We start from the raw sequence: 16,835 nt of genomic DNA, 5'->3' as shown, positions 1-16,835 counted from the left end.
AGATACGTTCTTCCACCAAATTTTCTTGGTGACAATAGCGTTTTGGACCCACCTGACCCCATGCCGAACTCAGTAGTGAAACGAAACAGCGCCGATGATAGTGTAGCATTTGTTATGTGAAAGTAGGACATTACCAGGATCTAAATAAGAGAAACCCGTTACAGCAATGTGACGGGTTTTTTGCTGTCTTGACTTTAATAAATAGCCAATAGCCCATGCCAAACTCAGTAGTCAAACAAAACAGCTCGAAGGCGAGCCCCGCGGAAGGCCGCCCCGACACAATGATAGTGTGGCATTTGTTATGTGACTTTCTACCGCTGTGGGCACCATGACATTACGAGGATCCAATTAAAGAAACCCGTTACAGCAATGTAACGGGTTTTTTGCTATCTGGGGTTTAGTAAATAGCCCATGCAAAACTCAGTAGTCAAACAAAACAGCTCGAAGGCGAGCCCCGCGGAAGGACGCCCCGACACAATGATAGCACCGCATATGCTATGTGACTTTTTACCGCTGTGGGCACTGCGACATTCTACTGCGCTGTCGCTACGAAGTAGCGCACCGACTCTAATTAAAGGCATCAGATTAAAGTAAAAAAAGTAGGAACTTAAAGCCCTTACTATGGTTTACTTATGCTGTAATAGTTTCGAAGTTTGTAGTGAAATATTTTCATTGATATCAGCGAATCCCCTATTTGCTCAACATTACCATGCGGTTATGGATCTGACGTGTTAAAATTTGGTTTTTGATTTCGTATTATTGAGGTGTCGATTGCCAACGAGTGATTACCAACGAGTGTTAAATGAGATAACTCAAGAGGTTAAGCCTTTACTAACGCAGGGTAAAGTTGCCGATTATATACCTGCATTGGCAGAGGTTTCTCCTGAGCAGTTCTCTATTGCTATCTATACTACGGACGGAGAAATTTTCTGCGCCGGTGATTGTGAGCAACGTTTCACAATTCAATCTGTATCTAAAGTAATGACTCTGACATTAGCGTTGCAACGCTATGGCGATGAATTATGGAATAGAGTTGGCAAAGAGCCTTCTGGTACGGCGTTTAACTCTCTGACACAGCTTGAGTTTGAAAAAGGGATTCCACGTAACCCATTTATTAATGCGGGAGCGATTGTTACCTGCGATGCTTTGTATAGTCGTTTATCAGCTCCAATGCACTCTATGCTTGAAACATTTCGCGATTTATCAGGTAATCGAAGTATTGTAATTGACAAGCAAGTGGCTAACTCAGAGTATGAGTTTAGGCATAGAAATGCGGCAATGGCACATTTAATGAAATCATTTGGTAACTTTGAGAATGAAGTAGATGATGTCCTTTGGTCGTATTTTAATTTTTGTGCCATAGAACTTAATTGTATTGAACTTGCTAAGGCGTACAATTTTTTAGCCAATAAAGGGATAGATTACAGCTCAAATAAACGAGTACTTTCTAGTCGTCAAAACAAGCAACTAAATTCGTTGTTGTTTACCAGTGGCTTATATGACGCAGCGGGTGACTTTGGTTATCGTGTTGGCATGCCAGGTAAATCGGGTGTTTCTGGAACAATATTAGCGGTGTTACCGAATAGATTTACAGTGGCAGTCTATTCACCAGGATTAAACTCTTTTGGTAACTCAGTGGCGGGAATAGCAGCATTAGAGCTGCTATCTAAAAAGCTTGATATATCGATATTTTAGCTTCGCTTAGCGTAATGGGATCTTATTGATCCCAATACACTTGTTCTAAACAATCTTCGCGCTCAGGCAAACCACGTGATAAGCGAGGCGAATGCTGTACAAGCACTTCAAAGCTAGCACGGTTAGCGTATTTACTAATTTGTGCGAGCGAAGAGTAGGTAATGGCTTGTTGCTGATGCTTTGCTGAATTAGCAACATTCAACTTATGATAAACATTCGCTGATAAGTCATGTAAAACCGCGGCTAAAGCACAGTCACCGGCACCATTGGTATTTTTAATCGAGTCAGGCCCACCCATAAACGGCGCTGTATGGCTATATGCCTTTATAGGATTTTCACAGTCAACTTTACGCATTGCACGTGAAAATTCATAACGATTAAAATCTGGTATAGCACCCGGTAATAATGGGTACTCTGTTTCACGTTTGCAGCTGTCATCAACAAAGCCAGCCATAAATAAGCCTTTTTCACCGGCTGTACAAATAACTAAGTCAACCCAGTCTAATGCTTTGTCAGCAGCAAGAAGTGGATCTTCATATCCAGTAATTGCTTGGCCTTCTTCTTCGTTCATAGCAAGTATATCAACATGCTTTTCTACAAAGTTAGCCCACCATGTCGGGTCCTGCTCGATAAGAAACTTAGTTCCTAGAGTTAATACCACCGGTACATTTGCATCGTTAGCGTACTTGATTGCTTGCATGGTCGCTTCGGTCATGGTTTCATCACCTTGAGTACGCATTAAATAAGCACTGATGACTAATGCTGATGAGCCTTCTATTAGCTCTTTATCAATTGACTCTGGCTTTAGGTAATTCATCAGGCCAGCACTAATAGCAAACGTGCGCTCACCTGTTTCATCAATCAAGGTAAAGCAACGGCCAATAGGACCATCGACTGGTTGTAAGTAGTCTAAATCTACACGACTTGAGTTATTACATAAAAATCGATAAGCATAACTGCCTATTTTTATATTTTCGCTCATTACGCCTAATAGTACCGAACGATCATCAGCAAGTACGGAATAGTTGTGCATCGTGTTGCCAACGGTTCCTCCTGCGAATTCGTAATCGACCATATCGTTTAGTTTTAAGCGATCGTATAAAGCATTAGTGATGTCATTATCTATAACTTGCGACATCCCTCGGCGCAATTGAAATTCATCGAGAAAAGCTTGGTCAACCTTAGCTTCTATATCAACAACGATTTGATCGATCCCCGTAATATAGCTGCGGTGTAATCGTTCTGTGGCGTTAAGTTGATTGGTCAGTGGATCTTTGGCTTCCACTGGAAAATAATGTTTATGCCTGCGGCGTCCAGGAAATTTCATTTGCTACCCGTGTTGTGAGCTAAATAAAAAAAGCGAGAGATTATAGCGTAAATCCCGCCTTATGGGCCATGGTAAACCACTTAAATTTGTTTTATTTTTGCAATAAAGTGATCAATTACGCATTTTTTTACGGTAAGTTGGTATAATTACGGCATAAAAAATAGTTAAGTAATAATCATGACAGAGCCATTTGACGACCAATATTGGATGGAACAAGCCCTTGTGTATGCAAAACAAGCAGAGCAACTCGATGAGATCCCGGTAGGCGCCATTATTGTCAAAAATAATCAGCTTATAAGCGCGGGTTATAATCGCTCAATTACCGATAATGACCCATCTGCCCACGCTGAGATGATAGCGGTAAGAGAAGCCGGAAAAGTGCTTAACAACTATCGCTTAATTGACTGCACTTTGTATGTCACGTTAGAGCCTTGCTCTATGTGTGCAGGTCTGTTAGTGCACAGCCGAATTAAACGTTTAGTATTTGGTGCAGCCGATGCTAAAACGGGTTCTGCTGGTTCTATTATGAACTTGTTGCAAGAACCTCGTTTAAACCATCAAGTAGAAATAACGGGTGGGGTTTTAGAGACACAATGTGCTGAGACTATTTCTAGTTTTTTTAAGCGTCGCCGAGCACAAATTAAAGCCGTAAAGCTAGCCGCTCGCAACCTTAACAACGATTAGTCTGCAGCTGCTATTAAGGCGTCTAGCTCAGCCATTTGCTGCATAGCAAACATACGACGGCGCCAAATTATCTTTTTATGTAAGTTTCTTAACATCACTCGACGACGAGTGGCAGTTGAGTGTTTTATACAACGTTTAAGCTGATGTGTACGTCTACGTTTAAGCATTACTTATCCTTATGTGCTTGGTGATGACACAGATTTTAATACAATTGAGCCAGATTATTGAATAATTGATTGCAAGTAAACAACTATTTGCTTTTCTAACATGTAGCTAATATAGCGCGAAATTTTCATAGCGCTTTTATTTTTCTTTTTCTACGCCATCACTAATACGTTGATTTGCATCACCTGGTTTAATGCTTTTATCTTTTGTTTCTTTTTCTTTTTCTTTTTCTGTTTCGGAAGTTGGCGGTATAGTTGCCATTGCATTATTTTCATCTAGCCAAACAAGCGCATCGTAATAGCGACGAATATTATCAACATAAGTCACTGCAACATCACCGCGAGCATAGCCATAGCGTGTGTTACGGTAGTGACGTTTTTTTACTAGTAATGGTAAGCGCTTTTTAACGTCAGCCCATTTATCAGGGCTAGCTCCCTGTTGTTCGGTAATTATGCGGGCATCATTAACGTGCCCCCAACCAACATTATAAGCGGCAAGTGCAAGCCAAGTACGATCAGGCTGCGGGATTCTATCTGGTATACGCTTAATTAATTTAGCTAAGTATTTCGCACCGCCACGTATGTTTTGTTCTGGTTCTAAGCGATTAGTAACACCGACTTGTTTTGCTGTGCGCCTTGTTAGCATCATAATACCGCGTACACCCGTTGGTGACTTAGCTCGTGGGTTCCACATCGACTCTTGATAACTCAATGCAGCAAGTAAGCGCCAATCAAGGCTACCCGCATATTGCACAAACCAAGGTTGATATTTAGGCAGTGTTTCTTTTATTGCATCTATGTAGGCTAAGGTATTAACGTAATTAAACTGACGTACATGGCCAAAGTACTTTTCTTCAAGTACATAAAGTTGATTGTTTTGTTTTGCCTCACCAAAAAAAGGAACTAGCAACGCGTACAATGAGTCATCATTCGACTTTCTTAGTATCCATGCAATTGAATCATTACGCGTAATTGAAAAGCCAATACTCAAGTTAGGGTGATAGCGCCTAAACAACGCTAATGTATGAGAGTCCGCTAAGGTGTAATCTATTTCCCCATCAATAACGGCTTGTAGTAACTCTTCTTCATCAAATTCTTCGGTTTCATTCCAAGTTAAATCTGGGTTGTTTTGTTTTATTTCTTCTAATGTTAATGAATGACTACTTTTAGCAATAACGGTGAAGTTTCCGGTTAAATCATCAAAATCACGAGGGCGTTCACGGCCTTGTTTAAAAACTAATTTTTGACTTATCGTTCTGTAAGTTGGGCCATAGCGGTAACGTTTGGCGCGCGCCTTGTTAAAAGTAAGCCCAGAGGCAATTAAATCGAGATCGCCACTATCTAAGCGCGCAAACATATCGGATAAATTAAAAAAGGGCACAATTTCAAGCTCTACCCCAAGGTAGTCGGCGAATGCTTGAGAGAGTTCAAATTCAAACCCTTGTTCTCCTTGAACAGCTTGATAATAATTACTTGCACTGGCGAGTGTACCAACGCGAATTTTATTTTCTGATTTAATTTGGGCGAGCTGTGTTGACTGCTCTTGTGTGTTACAGGCACACAAAAGGATGACTAACGTAATGATTGTTATTAGCTTTATCTTCAACATATTCGCCTCTTTAGCATCGTATCTCCTGTTATAACAAAACTTACTGATTACGTCACTTACCGTTTAATCGCAGCCAGTAAAAAATAGGTGTAAACAAAAAGAAAAAGTTAATTTAATGAAAAGCGCATTTTTGAGTTAAATCTGAGAGTAATTTGGACTATAATACGCGCCTAAAATATCGTTCAATCCCTAACCCCGGGTGAAATTACTTATGTTGATCCTTCGTGGTGCACCAGCACTTTCAGAGTTCAGAGTTAATAAAATTTTAGCGCGTTGCCAACAATCGCAACTTCCTGTCACCAATGTATATGCCGAATACGCTCACTTTGCCGATTTAACATCGCCATTAAACAATGATGAGCAAACCAAACTTGAGAAGTTATTAACCTATGGACCAACAATAGCTGAGCATGCGCCAGCGGGTCAGTTGGTATTAGTAACGCCTCGCCCTGGTACTATTTCGCCATGGGCTTCAAAAGCGACTGATATCGCTCATAACTGTGGGCTTAAGCAAGTTCATCGAGTTGAGCGTGGTATTGCTTATTATGTTGAAGGTGATTTAAATGCAGAGCAGCTTGCACACGTTATTGCGCTTCTTCATGACCGTATGACTGAAGCTACTCACAGTAAATTAGAAGATGCCGCGCAGTTATTTCGCAGTGATGCACCTCGTCCAATGTCATCAGTTGATATTTTAGGTGGCGGCCGCGAAGCATTAGCCGTAGCCAATATAGAGCAAGGGTTTGCACTTGCTGATGATGAAATTGACTACTTAGTAGAAAACTTCATCAAGTTAGGGCGCAACCCTAACGACATCGAATTATTCATGTTTGCACAAGCAAACTCAGAGCATTGTCGTCATAAAATATTTAATGCTGATTGGACTATCGATGGTATTGAACAGCCAAAGTCGTTGTTTAAAATGATTAAAAATACCTTTGAGCATAATCCTGAAAATGTACTGTCTGCTTATAAAGATAACGCAGCCGTAATGAAAGGCTCAAAGGCGGGTCGCTTCTTCCCGAATGCGCAAGGTGAATATGCGTATCATCAAGAAGACATTGAAATTTTAATGAAAGTTGAAACCCATAACCACCCAACAGCGATTGCTCCTTTTTCTGGTGCTGCAACTGGATCAGGCGGTGAAATCCGTGATGAGGGCGCAACCGGTCGAGGTTCTAAGCCAAAAGCGGGTTTAGTTGGCTTTACTGTATCTAACTTACGTATCCCTGGTTTTGAACAGCCTTGGGAAAGCGATTTTGGTAAACCTGGCCGTATTGTAAACGCACTTGATATAATGACAGAAGGTCCACTAGGCGGTGCTGCATTTAATAATGAGTTTGGTCGTCCTAATCTTTTAGGTTATTTCCGTACTTACGAAGAAAAAGTAACGAGTCACAATGGTGAAGAGGTACGTGGTTACCACAAGCCAATTATGCTTGCCGGTGGTTTAGGTAATATTCGTGCTGAGCATGTTCAAAAAGGCGATATTCCAGTAGGCGCAAAACTGATTGCGCTTGGCGGCCCTGCAATGAACATTGGTTTAGGCGGTGGTGCTGCATCTAGCATGGCATCGGGTCAATCAAACGAAGATTTAGATTTTGCTTCTGTTCAACGTGAAAACCCAGAAATGGAACGTCGTTGTCAAGAAGTGATCGACAAATGTTGGCAGCTAGGTGATGCAAACCCTATTGCGTTTATACACGATGTGGGCGCCGGTGGTTTATCAAATGCATTCCCTGAGCTTGTAGATGATGGTGGCCGTGGTGGTAAATTCCAACTACGTGATATCCCTAATGATGAGCCGGGCATGGCACCACACGAAATTTGGTGTAATGAATCGCAAGAGCGCTATGTGCTTGCTGTGGGCGTTGAAGACTTTGCACGCTTTGAAGCAATTTGTAAGCGTGAGCGCGCACAATATGCAGTTATTGGTGAAGCAACAGAAGAGCGTCATTTAACGGTTGCGGATAGTCATTTTGATAACAGCCCTGTAGATTTACCACTGGATGTATTATTAGGTAAAGCACCTAAAATGCATCGTGATGTTACTTCGCAACAAGTAGTAGGCACTGCACTTGATATGGATGCTATTAATCCTGCGGATGCAGCGCAGCGTTTATTACGTTTACCAACCATTGCAGAAAAAACCTTCCTGATTACTATTGGCGATCGCTCTGTAACTGGTTTAGTAGCGCGCGATCAAATGGTAGGCCCTTGGCAAGTGCCTGTGGCTAACTGTGCAGTTACCGCAGCAACTTACGATACTTACCACGGTGAAGCTATGTCACTAGGTGAACGTACTCCAGCGGCATTACTTAATTATGGCGCCTCAGCACGTTTGGCTGTGGCTGAGTCTCTTACAAATATTGCTGGTGCTAATATTGGTGACTTAGAAAACATTAAGTTATCTGCAAACTGGATGGCGGCTGCGGGTCACCCTGGCGAAGACGCAGGTTTATATGAAGCGGTAAAAGCTGTTGGTGAAGAGTTATGTCCAGCACTTGATTTAACTATACCTGTAGGTAAAGACTCGATGTCGATGAAAACGACATGGAAAAATGAAGATGATACAACTGAGCAATCAGTAACATCACCTTTATCACTGATTATTACAGCGTTTGGCCGCGTTGATGATGTGCGTAAAACGGTGACTCCACAGCTGCGCACTGATAAAGGCGAGACATCGCTTATATTAGTTGATTTAGGTGCGGGTAAAAACCGTATGGGCGCATCAAGCCTTGCACAAGTTTATAAGCAGCTTGGTGATGTTACTCCTGATGTAGACAGCCCTGAGTTACTAAAAGGCTTTTACAATGCTATGCAGGCGCTAGTGGCTGATAGTAAGCTACTTGCGTATCACGATCGTTCAGACGGTGGCTTGTTTACTACTATCGCTGAAATGGCGTTTACCGGCCACACCGGTGTAACCGTTGATTTAGCGACTTTGACTGGCTCGGATATTGAAGCGCTTTATAACGAAGAGTTAGGTGCTGTAATTCAAGTAGCAAACAGTGATTTAGATGCTGTAAAAGCTGTATTTGAGCAGCATGGTGTTGCCGCAATTAGCCATGTGATTGGCTCGCTTAATAATGACGATAACATTGTATTTAATCGTGGTGAGCAAACAGTACTTAATCATACTCGTACTGAGCTTCGTACAATTTGGGCCGAAACAACCTATCAGATGCAAGCGCGTCGTGATAACCCTGAGTGTGCTAAGCAAGAGTTTGACGCTAAATTTGATGCAAAAGACCCAGGCTTAAACGTTAAACTTAACTTTGACTTAAACGAAGATATTGCTGCACCGTACATTGCGACAGGTGCTAAGCCACAAATGGCTATTTTACGTGAGCAGGGCGTTAACTCGCACCTAGAAATGGCTGCTGCGTTTAACCGTGCTGGTTTTGCTGCGGTAGATGTTCACATGAGTGATATTTTAGAAGGTCGTTTAACGCTTGAACAGTTTAAAGGTTTAGTGGCGTGTGGTGGCTTCTCTTACGGTGACGTATTAGGCGCCGGTGAAGGCTGGGCTAAGTCAATATTGTTTAACGATATGGCACGCGATCAGTTCCAAAGCTTCTTCCATCGTGAAGATACCTTTAGCTTAGGTGTATGTAACGGTTGTCAGATGCTATCAACATTAAAAGAGTTGATTCCAGGTACTGAACATTGGCCGCGCTTTGTAACTAATAAGTCAGAGCGTTTTGAAGCACGCTTTAGTCTGGTTGAAATTCAAGAAAACCCATCGGTGTTCTTTAATGGTATGGCAGGTTCACGTATGCCAATTGCAGTTTCACATGGTGAAGGTCATGCAGAATTTGCAAATGATGCGGCAACTAAGGCTGCACTTGCAAGCGGCACCGTAGCGGTTAAGTTTGTTGATAACTACGGTAATCCAACAACACAGTACCCAGCAAACCCGAATGGTTCACCTGAGGGGATCACGGGTATTACATCAACAGATGGTCGTGCAACTGTAATGATGCCACACCCTGAACGTGTATTCCGTGCGGTTGCTAACTCTTGGCACCCAGATGAGTGGGCCGAGGATAGCCCATGGATGCGTATGTTTAGAAATGCGCGTAAAAATGTAGGTTAATATACACGCTGGATTCATGATCTAAATGTAAGATAAAAAGGCTGCCTTGTGCAGCCTTTTTTGTTTAGACTGTTCAAGGTTCAAGGTTCAAGGTTCAAGGTTCAAGGTTCAAGGTTCAAATTAAGGATAGTATGATCAAACGCATCGCATGGGGAATCGTGTTTTTATTTCTGAGTGTTTTAACACTGGGTTATGTATTTCGTATGCCTATAACTCAATGGGCTATAGCGCCATCTTTGAGCCAATCTGGTGTTGAACTACATTGTTTAGATTGGTCACTAAATGCAAATATTAGCTTAAACGTAAACCGATTATGTTTGACTTACCAAGGCCATCAAATTGAGCTTGGTGGCATTGTGGCTGATACAAAAAAAATAACTGTTGGCCGTGCTAATCTTCGTTTAAATGATAGCGAGAGTGTCTCAGCAAGTCATAATTCCTTCAAAAAGCTGGCACTTAGTTTACCCAAAGAGCGGCCGAAAATTGATATCAAAAGATTGTTAATTACCCACCCACAACTTCATGATGAACTGGTAGTTAGCATTGGTGAAGAGAAGCTAAATACATTTGTGATTTCAGGTGATGCAATCGCAGAGGTAACAGTCAGCAATCATAAAATTACTGGTCACTTTAAGTTAGCTGATGGATTACTAACAAAGATAAAGCCGATACCCGCGCTTTCATTAAACAGTGGGCATGAGTTCACCTTTGATGGGTTATCCGTTGATATAAAATCAAACATAGATGCTGAGTTTACACAGCAATTTAGTAAATGCCCAGTAACGCTAAAGGCTTTTGGTGATATGAATATTTACTATCACTTTAACGATAAAAAAGCCTTGTTAAATACACAGCAATTAACCAGCTTGGTAACGTTTGATAGTGATTGTTTGACGCTTATAAGCAATCAATCACAGCGTGAATTTGTAGCCAAGCAGCTGCCGTTAAAATGGCAATTGATGCTTAGTGATACGGTAAAGTTTGAAAACGGACAACTTGTTATACCGTCAATGCTATTAAACACTAAAAATAGTGAAACGAAGCTGAGCCTGAAAAACCTAGCAATTAATATTCAGCAGCCGTTAGAGTATGCCAAAGGCAATATTAAGTTATTGTTTATCAGTGAAGACGTTGAGCATATAGAAATAGATGCAGCTTTAAATAACTTGGCTGTGAATGGCAACTACCAATTAAAAGTTGATGAGCTGCCTGGTTTTTTACCCGCATCAGCTAAAAAGGTAGCAAGCACAGGTCAATTTAAAATAGCGGATGTTTTACAACATAAAAAAAATGCGAAAATAACCAGCGAGATTGCTTTTGCTGAGCTTAGTTTTGATAAATTAACAGTAAAGGGCTACAAGGCACAGTTTACGACTGAGCTTGACGATAAACAAAATATCAATGCAAGCTTGGATAGCCAATTACGCTCAGTGGCTTATGAGCAATACCAAGTGCGCGGTGTAAATAATCAATTATCAGCATCTTCTAGTTTGGCTGTTGGCGAATTATTTGTCGATTTAAACAGTGAAACTAAACTTACCCAATTTAACAGTGCTCTTTTAAACCTAAGTAATATTCGCATAAGCTCCAAAGGCCTGCAAAGTCGGGCGCTTCAAGCCTCACATCATATATTTATTGATGATATTGAGTTGGTAGCCAGTCACCACATATCTGCTGTGGAACATCCATTTGAGATAACAGTTGCAGATCAAGCTGTGACTAAACTTAACCCTGTTTTACAGCAGTTTGAACCATTAGCCACGCTGACCGACGGTAGCTTTAATGGGGGTGTTCGCGGAGATGTTAATTTACAGCAGGCTGAGTTTGCATTTCAAGTAGAACAGGTAAGTGGCTTATACAACGATTATTTAGCTACGCATTTTAGCAGTCGCTTAACGGGTTCTTATGATTCAGGGCAGCTTAATGTGGCTCCTACTACATTTGAATTAAATGAGTTACGAGCAGGTGCTGTTGTGAGTAACATTGTCGGTAATTTTAGTGTTGAGAACTCTATTGCTCGCGCTGAAAAAATAACTGCTGATGTACTCGGTGGTCGTTTTGCTTTGGATAGCTACAAAGTGACGGAAAAAGCGCAGCAGTCTTTGGTCACATTTGAAAATATTGATGCGAGTAAACTTATTACCTTAGATGATAAATCAGGCATTACACTAACTGGTCGAGTGAATGGCCGCTTACCCGTTTACTTTGATCAACAAGGTATTTCGGTAAAATCTGGTGAATTATCTAACCAAGGAACAGGTAAACTAGTTATTACTGACAATGCAGCTTTTGATGCAGTTAAAGCTCAGCAACAAGAACTGGACCCGATTTTAAGCTTGTTGGAAGATTTAGACATTCAGAGCTTAAACAGTAGTGTTGACTTAAAGCCTGACGGTTGGCTTTATTTAGGTGTAAACTTAAAGGGATACAATAAGGAACAGGCGCAGCAAGTTAACTTTAATTACAACCATGAAGAAAATGTTTTTACACTCTTAAGAGCATTGCGCTTAAGTGATGAAATTACTCAAAAAGTTGAACAAGAGTATTCAACAAAAGGAACTAAAAATGACTAAATGGCTGATAATACTTACAGCACTGGGGTTGCTTAGTGCATGTACGCACCGCGTTGAAGTGGCAGCGAAAGAGCCTATCACCATTAATTTAAATGTGAAGGTTGATCATGAAATTCGCGTAAAAGTTGATAAAGAGCTAGATGACTTATTTAGCGATGACAGTGAGTTATTCTAAGGAGCAATTATGAGTTTATTAAAAAATAAAAAGTTAAACGTGATCACACTTTTAAGTGCCGCTTTATTGTCATTTTCTGCTTGGGCAATCAGTTTAGATGATGCTAAAAACCAAGGGCTTGTGGGTGAAGATAGCTCAGGTTATTTAGGTTTGGTTGTACAAAATGCAGAGGCTAAAGCGGTTGTTGATGAAATTAACGCAAAGCGCAAAGCACAATATTTAAAACTTGCGAAAAAGAACAACTTGTCACTTGCTCAAGTAGAAGCACTAGCGGCGGCAAAAACCATTGAAAAAACCCAAGCAGGGCATTTCGTTGAAGTTAATGGTGAGTGGGTGAAAAAATAACTCTGCGCATTATTAAAAACCAAAAACCGAGCTTATGCGCTCGGTTTTTTGCAATTTTTAAGTAGCTGCTGCCAAAAGTGAATTCCCTTACGGCGAGCTAAGTTGATATTGTGTTCAGGAATTGACTCCGGCTCGTTGTATTCATCTAGTGCCGCGCTCATACTTGCTTCACGTATTAAGTGTAAAGTAGGAAAAGGCGAGCGATTAGTATAATTTGCAGCGTCATCTTCATCACTATCAGCAAAAACATAGTCAGGATGAAAGTTTGCAATTTGGTACTTCCCCTCAAAACCTTGTGCAACTAATAGCGCATTGGCTAAGTCAACAAGGTCTAAAAAATCTTCAAAATCAGTAAAGCCATTATCAAATATTAACAAAGTTGTTTCACGCTGAGGATCACGGTCAAGCTGGATACATTGTTCAAGCATATCCATAACTGCATCATCAATTTTTGAGGTGTTACTAATGGTGTAGTGAATGCAGTTATTTTCAACTTCTTTACGGGCAAATGGACAAAAATTGTATTTTACAATCACAGCGCTTACCCATTCACGGGTTTGAGATATAGCTAAGTTGGTCACGATTTTGGCTCTAAATAAGGAGTTATAATGGCAAGCGTTTTGGCAATAGCGCCTTGGTTTTTAGCAACGCACTGAGCTGCTTTACTGCCAAGAATATCACACGCTTTGGTGTTTTTAATCAAGCTAAGCAATGCAAGCACCAGTTCGTCAGTATTTTCAACCACATGGGCGCCTTTGAGTTTAATAAGTTCAGGGTAAACATGGTCAAAGTTGTAGGTATGAGGGCCGGTAAGTACACCCACTGAAAAAGCTGCCGACTCTAATGGGTTATGGCCACCACGACGAATTAAACTGCCACCAATAAAACTAATATTAGCGGCACCATATAGATATTGTAATTCACCTAATGTGTCGGCTAACACAACTTGTTCATTGTTATAATTTTTTTGACTGCGACGACTAAAGCTAAGATTCGAGTGAGTCAGTAGCTCTGCAACTTTATCAAATTGTTCGGGGTGACGTGGCGCAATGATCAGCAAAGCGTCAGGATGTGTTTCTAGTAGTTGCTGGTGGGCTGCTAAAATAAACTCATGCTCTATAGGGTGTGTAGAACCTGCGACCCATATAAAGCGTTCTGCTTTTTTATAATATTGCTTTAAAGAGGCTACTTTATCGAGTTGTGCAGTGGTTGGGGTAATATCAAATTTTATTGATCCCGTTACATGGCTTTTTTTAGCAGGTAGCCCTAATTCAATAAAGCGATTTGCATCTGTTTTGTCATGACTTGCAAGTGTGGTAATTGATTGCATGATACTGCGAGTTAGCTGGGCCACTTTTTCGTAGCCTTGCTGAGACTTTTCAGATAGACGTGCGTTAACTACCAATACAGGTATATTTTGTTTGTACGCATTAGCCATTAAGTTCGGCCATAGTTCAGTTTCTAAAATACAGAGTAATTGCGGTTTTACTCGTTTTAAAAAGCGAGTGGTGGCCATAGGAAAATCAATGGGTAAATAACTAACAGCAACGCTTTGTTTAAATTGTGCGCTAGCTTGCTCTCGTCCTGTTGGAGTATTGCAGGTAATTAAAATATTTAACTGCGGTTGCTGATGTTGTAGGGCTTTAATTAAAGGGGTTGCAGCTAACACCTCGCCCACAGAAGCACAATGAAATACAACTGGTTTGTTGTTTGAAAATAAAGCGCGGCTTATGAAGCCAAAACGTTCCTTAAAGTGAGCGCGATATCCTGCGTTTTTTTTACCTCTTAGTACATATAAGTAAAATACAATCAGTGGGCTAATAATAATTAATGCGAGTGAATAAAAAATGCGTGCCATACTGTTGCTTTATATAGATGAAAGTGGCGCTAGTTTAGCGTGAAATCGTTTTTTTCTAAATACACAAATATAAAATAGCAACTTGAAAAAGGTAACAACGATAAAAACCTTCTTTATCTGAATAATAACTTTCTACCCGTACTTTAATTTAGTTATATAGAGGTGATTTGGCTATAAAATTATGGAATAATGAAATTAATTTTTCCTGCCATTTCAGTTCCAAGAGGAATATCTCATGTCAATTATAGATTCAGTGGCAACTAGCTACCTAGAAAGTTTAAATCGTCACCAAGTATTGTTCGAAACCATGGAGGCGTATCATCAAGAGGTAATGCAGTTGTTAGAAGCATGTCATAGTGCTTTACAGGCTGGTGGTAAGGTTGTTTGGTTTGGTAATGGCGGCAGTGCGGCTGATGCGCAGCATTTGGCTGCAGAGTTTGTGGTACGTTATAAGTTAGAGCGAGGACCGTTAGCGTCTATTGCTCTAACCACAGACACCTCTATTTTAACAGCGCACAGTAATGACTATCATTTTGACACAGTATTTGAACGCCAAGTTCAGGCGCTATGTAAACCTGAAGATATCGTAATTGGCTTAACTACATCGGGCACCAGTAATAATATTAATTTAGCGTTAGAAGCCGCTAATAAAATAGGAGCATTCACTGTTGCATTTACAGGTCGCGATGGAGGTAAAGTAAAAGACATCGCCAAGTTACCTATTATTATTAAAAATGATGAAACAGCCCGTATTCAAGAGGCGCACATGTTTATTGGCCATTGGCTGTGTGAAGCCATGGATATGGTTGTTGCGGAGCAGCAGTAATGGATTTATCGCTATTAAAAAACTTATCAGCAGCGCGTATTTTAGTGGTTGGTGACGTTATGCTCGACCGCTACTGGTATGGTGATTCTGGCCGTATTTCGCCGGAGGCACCAGTACCCGTTGTAAAAGTCAGTAAATTTGAAGACAAAGCCGGTGGTGCCGCCAATGTGGCTAAAAATATAGCCCGACTAGATGGCAAAGTGGGTTTACTTGGCCTAATTGGCGAGGATGAAAGCGGACAAATTTTAGAAAACATTCTAGAGGGTGAAAAAATAAATTCACAGCTTGTGAGTGTATGCGATTTGCCGACTATTTCTAAAATGCGGGTGATCAGTCGTCATCAACAAGTTGTGCGTTTAGATTTAGAAGAGGCTTTTAATGAGTCTCATAGCCAGTTGTTATTAAATCGATTAGAGCTGGTGCTGAGTGATTACGACTTTATTGTGTTTTCTGATTACAACAAGGGCTCACTCGCGCTAATCCAAAAAATGATTTCGGTTGCTAAAGATGCAGGTAAAACCGTGCTTGTTGACCCTAAATCATCTGATTTAGAGTTGTACCGTGGAGCTGATTACATAACCCCTAATTTAAATGAGTTTAAATTAGCGGGTGGTCAGGTTGGTTCAGAAGAGTTGCTTGCTAGCAGTGCGCGTACCCTGATTAGTGATGCGGGTATTAACGCCATGCTACTAACACGCTCAGAACAAGGTATGTCGCTAATTGATGCAACGCAAAAGCATGACTTTGCAGCGCAACAACTCGAAGTAAGTGATGTAACCGGTGCGGGCGATACTGTTATTGCTACATTAGCTGTAATGCTAGGTGCGGGTATGACCGCCAAAGATGCAGTCGAAATTGCAAACTTAGCTGCCGGTATTGCAGTAAGTAAATTGGGAGCGGCTACGGTTTCTCCTGAAGAGTTGAGCCGCAAGTTAGGCCAATACTTACAAGCCACTGGCGAGCATTATCAAACCCCATTTGATGATGTATTACAACATATTGAATTTGCAAAGCAAAATGGAGAAACCATTGTATTTACTAATGGTTGTTTTGATATTTTGCATGCAGGCCATGTGCGCTATTTAGCGCAAGCTAAAGCGCGTGGTGATAGATTAGTGGTTGGTTTAAATAACGATGAATCCATTGCCCGTTTAAAAGGCCCTGAGCGCCCAATTAACCCATTAGATGAGCGTGCTATGGTTTTAAGTGCATTAGCCTCAGTTGATTGGGTTATTCCGTTTGGCAGTGAGGCTGAAAATGACACACCAGCAAAGCTAATTGAGCAAATTAGCCCAGATATTCTTGTTAAAGGTGGTGATTACACTGTTGAGCAAATTGCCGGTGCTGAGCACGTGTTGCGTCATGGCGGAAAGGTAGAAGTGCTTGAGTTTTTAGATGGTTGCTCTACATCAAAAGTGATTAGCAAAATAAAAAGCTAGTTAGTGAAATAAAAAAGGGGATAAACTTTGGTTTATCC

At 41.0% G+C, this 16,835-nt stretch carries 13 protein-coding genes and 1 rRNA gene; 9 read left to right on the top strand and 5 right to left on the bottom strand.

The genetic code is table 11. From position 1 onward, the window contains the following. Positions 1 to 24 precede the first annotated feature (24 nt). Positions 25 to 139, top strand: a 5S ribosomal RNA gene (gene rrf / locus CWB75_RS15845). 632 nt (positions 140 to 771) lie between these two features. After that, a complete protein-coding gene (glsB, locus tag CWB75_RS15840; protein WP_010390961.1) occupies positions 772 to 1,695 on the top strand; it encodes a glutaminase B in 924 nt (307 codons plus the stop codon). A gap of 22 nt (positions 1,696 to 1,717) precedes the next feature. Here the strand turns inward: glsB and CWB75_RS15835 are convergent, their stop codons facing one another. Next, a complete protein-coding gene (locus CWB75_RS15835) occupies positions 1,718 to 3,022 on the bottom strand; it encodes an inosine/guanosine kinase (RefSeq protein ID WP_036985324.1) in 1,305 nt (434 codons plus the stop codon). Between the two features lie 177 nt (positions 3,023 to 3,199). On the opposite strand from CWB75_RS15835, the gene tadA reads away from it, so the two are divergent. Then, complete coding sequence (tadA, locus tag CWB75_RS15830; protein ID WP_138571163.1) at positions 3,200 to 3,706, top strand: tRNA adenosine(34) deaminase TadA; 507 nt, start codon at positions 3,200 to 3,202, stop codon at positions 3,704 to 3,706. Here the strand turns inward: tadA and CWB75_RS19110 are convergent. Together CWB75_RS19110 and mltF are read right to left on the bottom strand one after the other, a co-directional pair. After that, positions 3,703 to 3,873, bottom strand: a complete 171-nt coding sequence (locus CWB75_RS19110; RefSeq protein ID WP_008468235.1) for a hypothetical protein — start codon at positions 3,871 to 3,873, stop codon at positions 3,703 to 3,705. The two genes, tadA and CWB75_RS19110, sit on opposite strands and share 4 nt — an antisense overlap. A 136-nt stretch (positions 3,874 to 4,009) precedes the next feature. Continuing rightward, positions 4,010 to 5,479, bottom strand: coding sequence for a membrane-bound lytic murein transglycosylase MltF (gene mltF, locus CWB75_RS15825; RefSeq protein WP_138571162.1), 1,470 nt, complete (start codon positions 5,477 to 5,479; stop codon positions 4,010 to 4,012). A gap of 211 nt (positions 5,480 to 5,690) precedes the next feature. Between mltF and purL the strand changes: the two genes are divergently transcribed. The 4 genes from purL (at position 5,691) to CWB75_RS15805 (ending at position 12,674) form a co-directional block, all read left to right on the top strand. Beyond that, positions 5,691 to 9,581 (top strand): phosphoribosylformylglycinamidine synthase, encoded by a 3,891-nt coding sequence (gene purL, locus CWB75_RS15820; RefSeq protein ID WP_138571161.1) that lies wholly within the window; start codon positions 5,691 to 5,693, stop codon positions 9,579 to 9,581. Between the two features lie 131 nt (positions 9,582 to 9,712). Further along, a complete protein-coding gene (locus CWB75_RS15815; protein ID WP_138571160.1) occupies positions 9,713 to 12,154 on the top strand; it encodes an intermembrane phospholipid transport YdbH family protein in 2,442 nt (813 codons plus the stop codon). Further along, positions 12,147 to 12,329, top strand: a complete 183-nt coding sequence (locus tag CWB75_RS15810) for a YnbE family lipoprotein (protein ID WP_008115575.1) — start codon at positions 12,147 to 12,149, stop codon at positions 12,327 to 12,329. The genes CWB75_RS15815 and CWB75_RS15810 overlap by 8 nt, the downstream gene beginning before the upstream one ends. A gap of 9 nt (positions 12,330 to 12,338) precedes the next feature. Next, positions 12,339 to 12,674 (top strand): YdbL family probable chaperone protein, encoded by a 336-nt coding sequence (locus tag CWB75_RS15805; RefSeq protein ID WP_008115577.1) that lies wholly within the window; start codon positions 12,339 to 12,341, stop codon positions 12,672 to 12,674. A 32-nt stretch (positions 12,675 to 12,706) separates the two neighbouring features. Here the strand turns inward: CWB75_RS15805 and CWB75_RS15800 are convergent, their stop codons facing one another. Next, positions 12,707 to 13,255: a DUF1415 domain-containing protein gene (locus CWB75_RS15800; protein ID WP_138571159.1), complete on the bottom strand. Its 549-nt coding sequence runs from the start codon at positions 13,253 to 13,255 to the stop codon at positions 12,707 to 12,709. Continuing rightward, a complete protein-coding gene (waaA, locus tag CWB75_RS15795) occupies positions 13,252 to 14,532 on the bottom strand; it encodes a lipid IV(A) 3-deoxy-D-manno-octulosonic acid transferase (protein WP_138571158.1) in 1,281 nt (426 codons plus the stop codon). Before waaA ends, CWB75_RS15800 begins: the two co-directional genes overlap by 4 nt. 235 nt (positions 14,533 to 14,767) lie before the next feature. On the opposite strand from waaA, the gene CWB75_RS15790 reads away from it, so the two are divergent. Next, a complete protein-coding gene (locus CWB75_RS15790) occupies positions 14,768 to 15,358 on the top strand; it encodes a D-sedoheptulose-7-phosphate isomerase (RefSeq protein WP_008115583.1) in 591 nt (196 codons plus the stop codon). Beyond that, on the top strand, positions 15,358 to 16,797 hold the full coding sequence (gene hldE / locus CWB75_RS15785) for a bifunctional D-glycero-beta-D-manno-heptose-7-phosphate kinase/D-glycero-beta-D-manno-heptose 1-phosphate adenylyltransferase HldE (protein ID WP_010390981.1): 1,440 nt from the start codon (positions 15,358 to 15,360) through the stop codon (positions 16,795 to 16,797). The genes CWB75_RS15790 and hldE overlap by 1 nt, the downstream gene beginning before the upstream one ends. Positions 16,798 to 16,835 lie beyond the last annotated feature (38 nt).

Origin of the sequence: Pseudoalteromonas sp. S1608 (genome assembly GCF_005887265.1) — a bacterium.
Classification (GTDB): Bacteria; Pseudomonadota; Gammaproteobacteria; order Enterobacterales; family Alteromonadaceae; genus Pseudoalteromonas; species Pseudoalteromonas undina.
The sequence above is the reverse complement of the archived record's forward strand: the minus strand, read 5'-3'. Positions and strand labels throughout refer to the sequence as shown.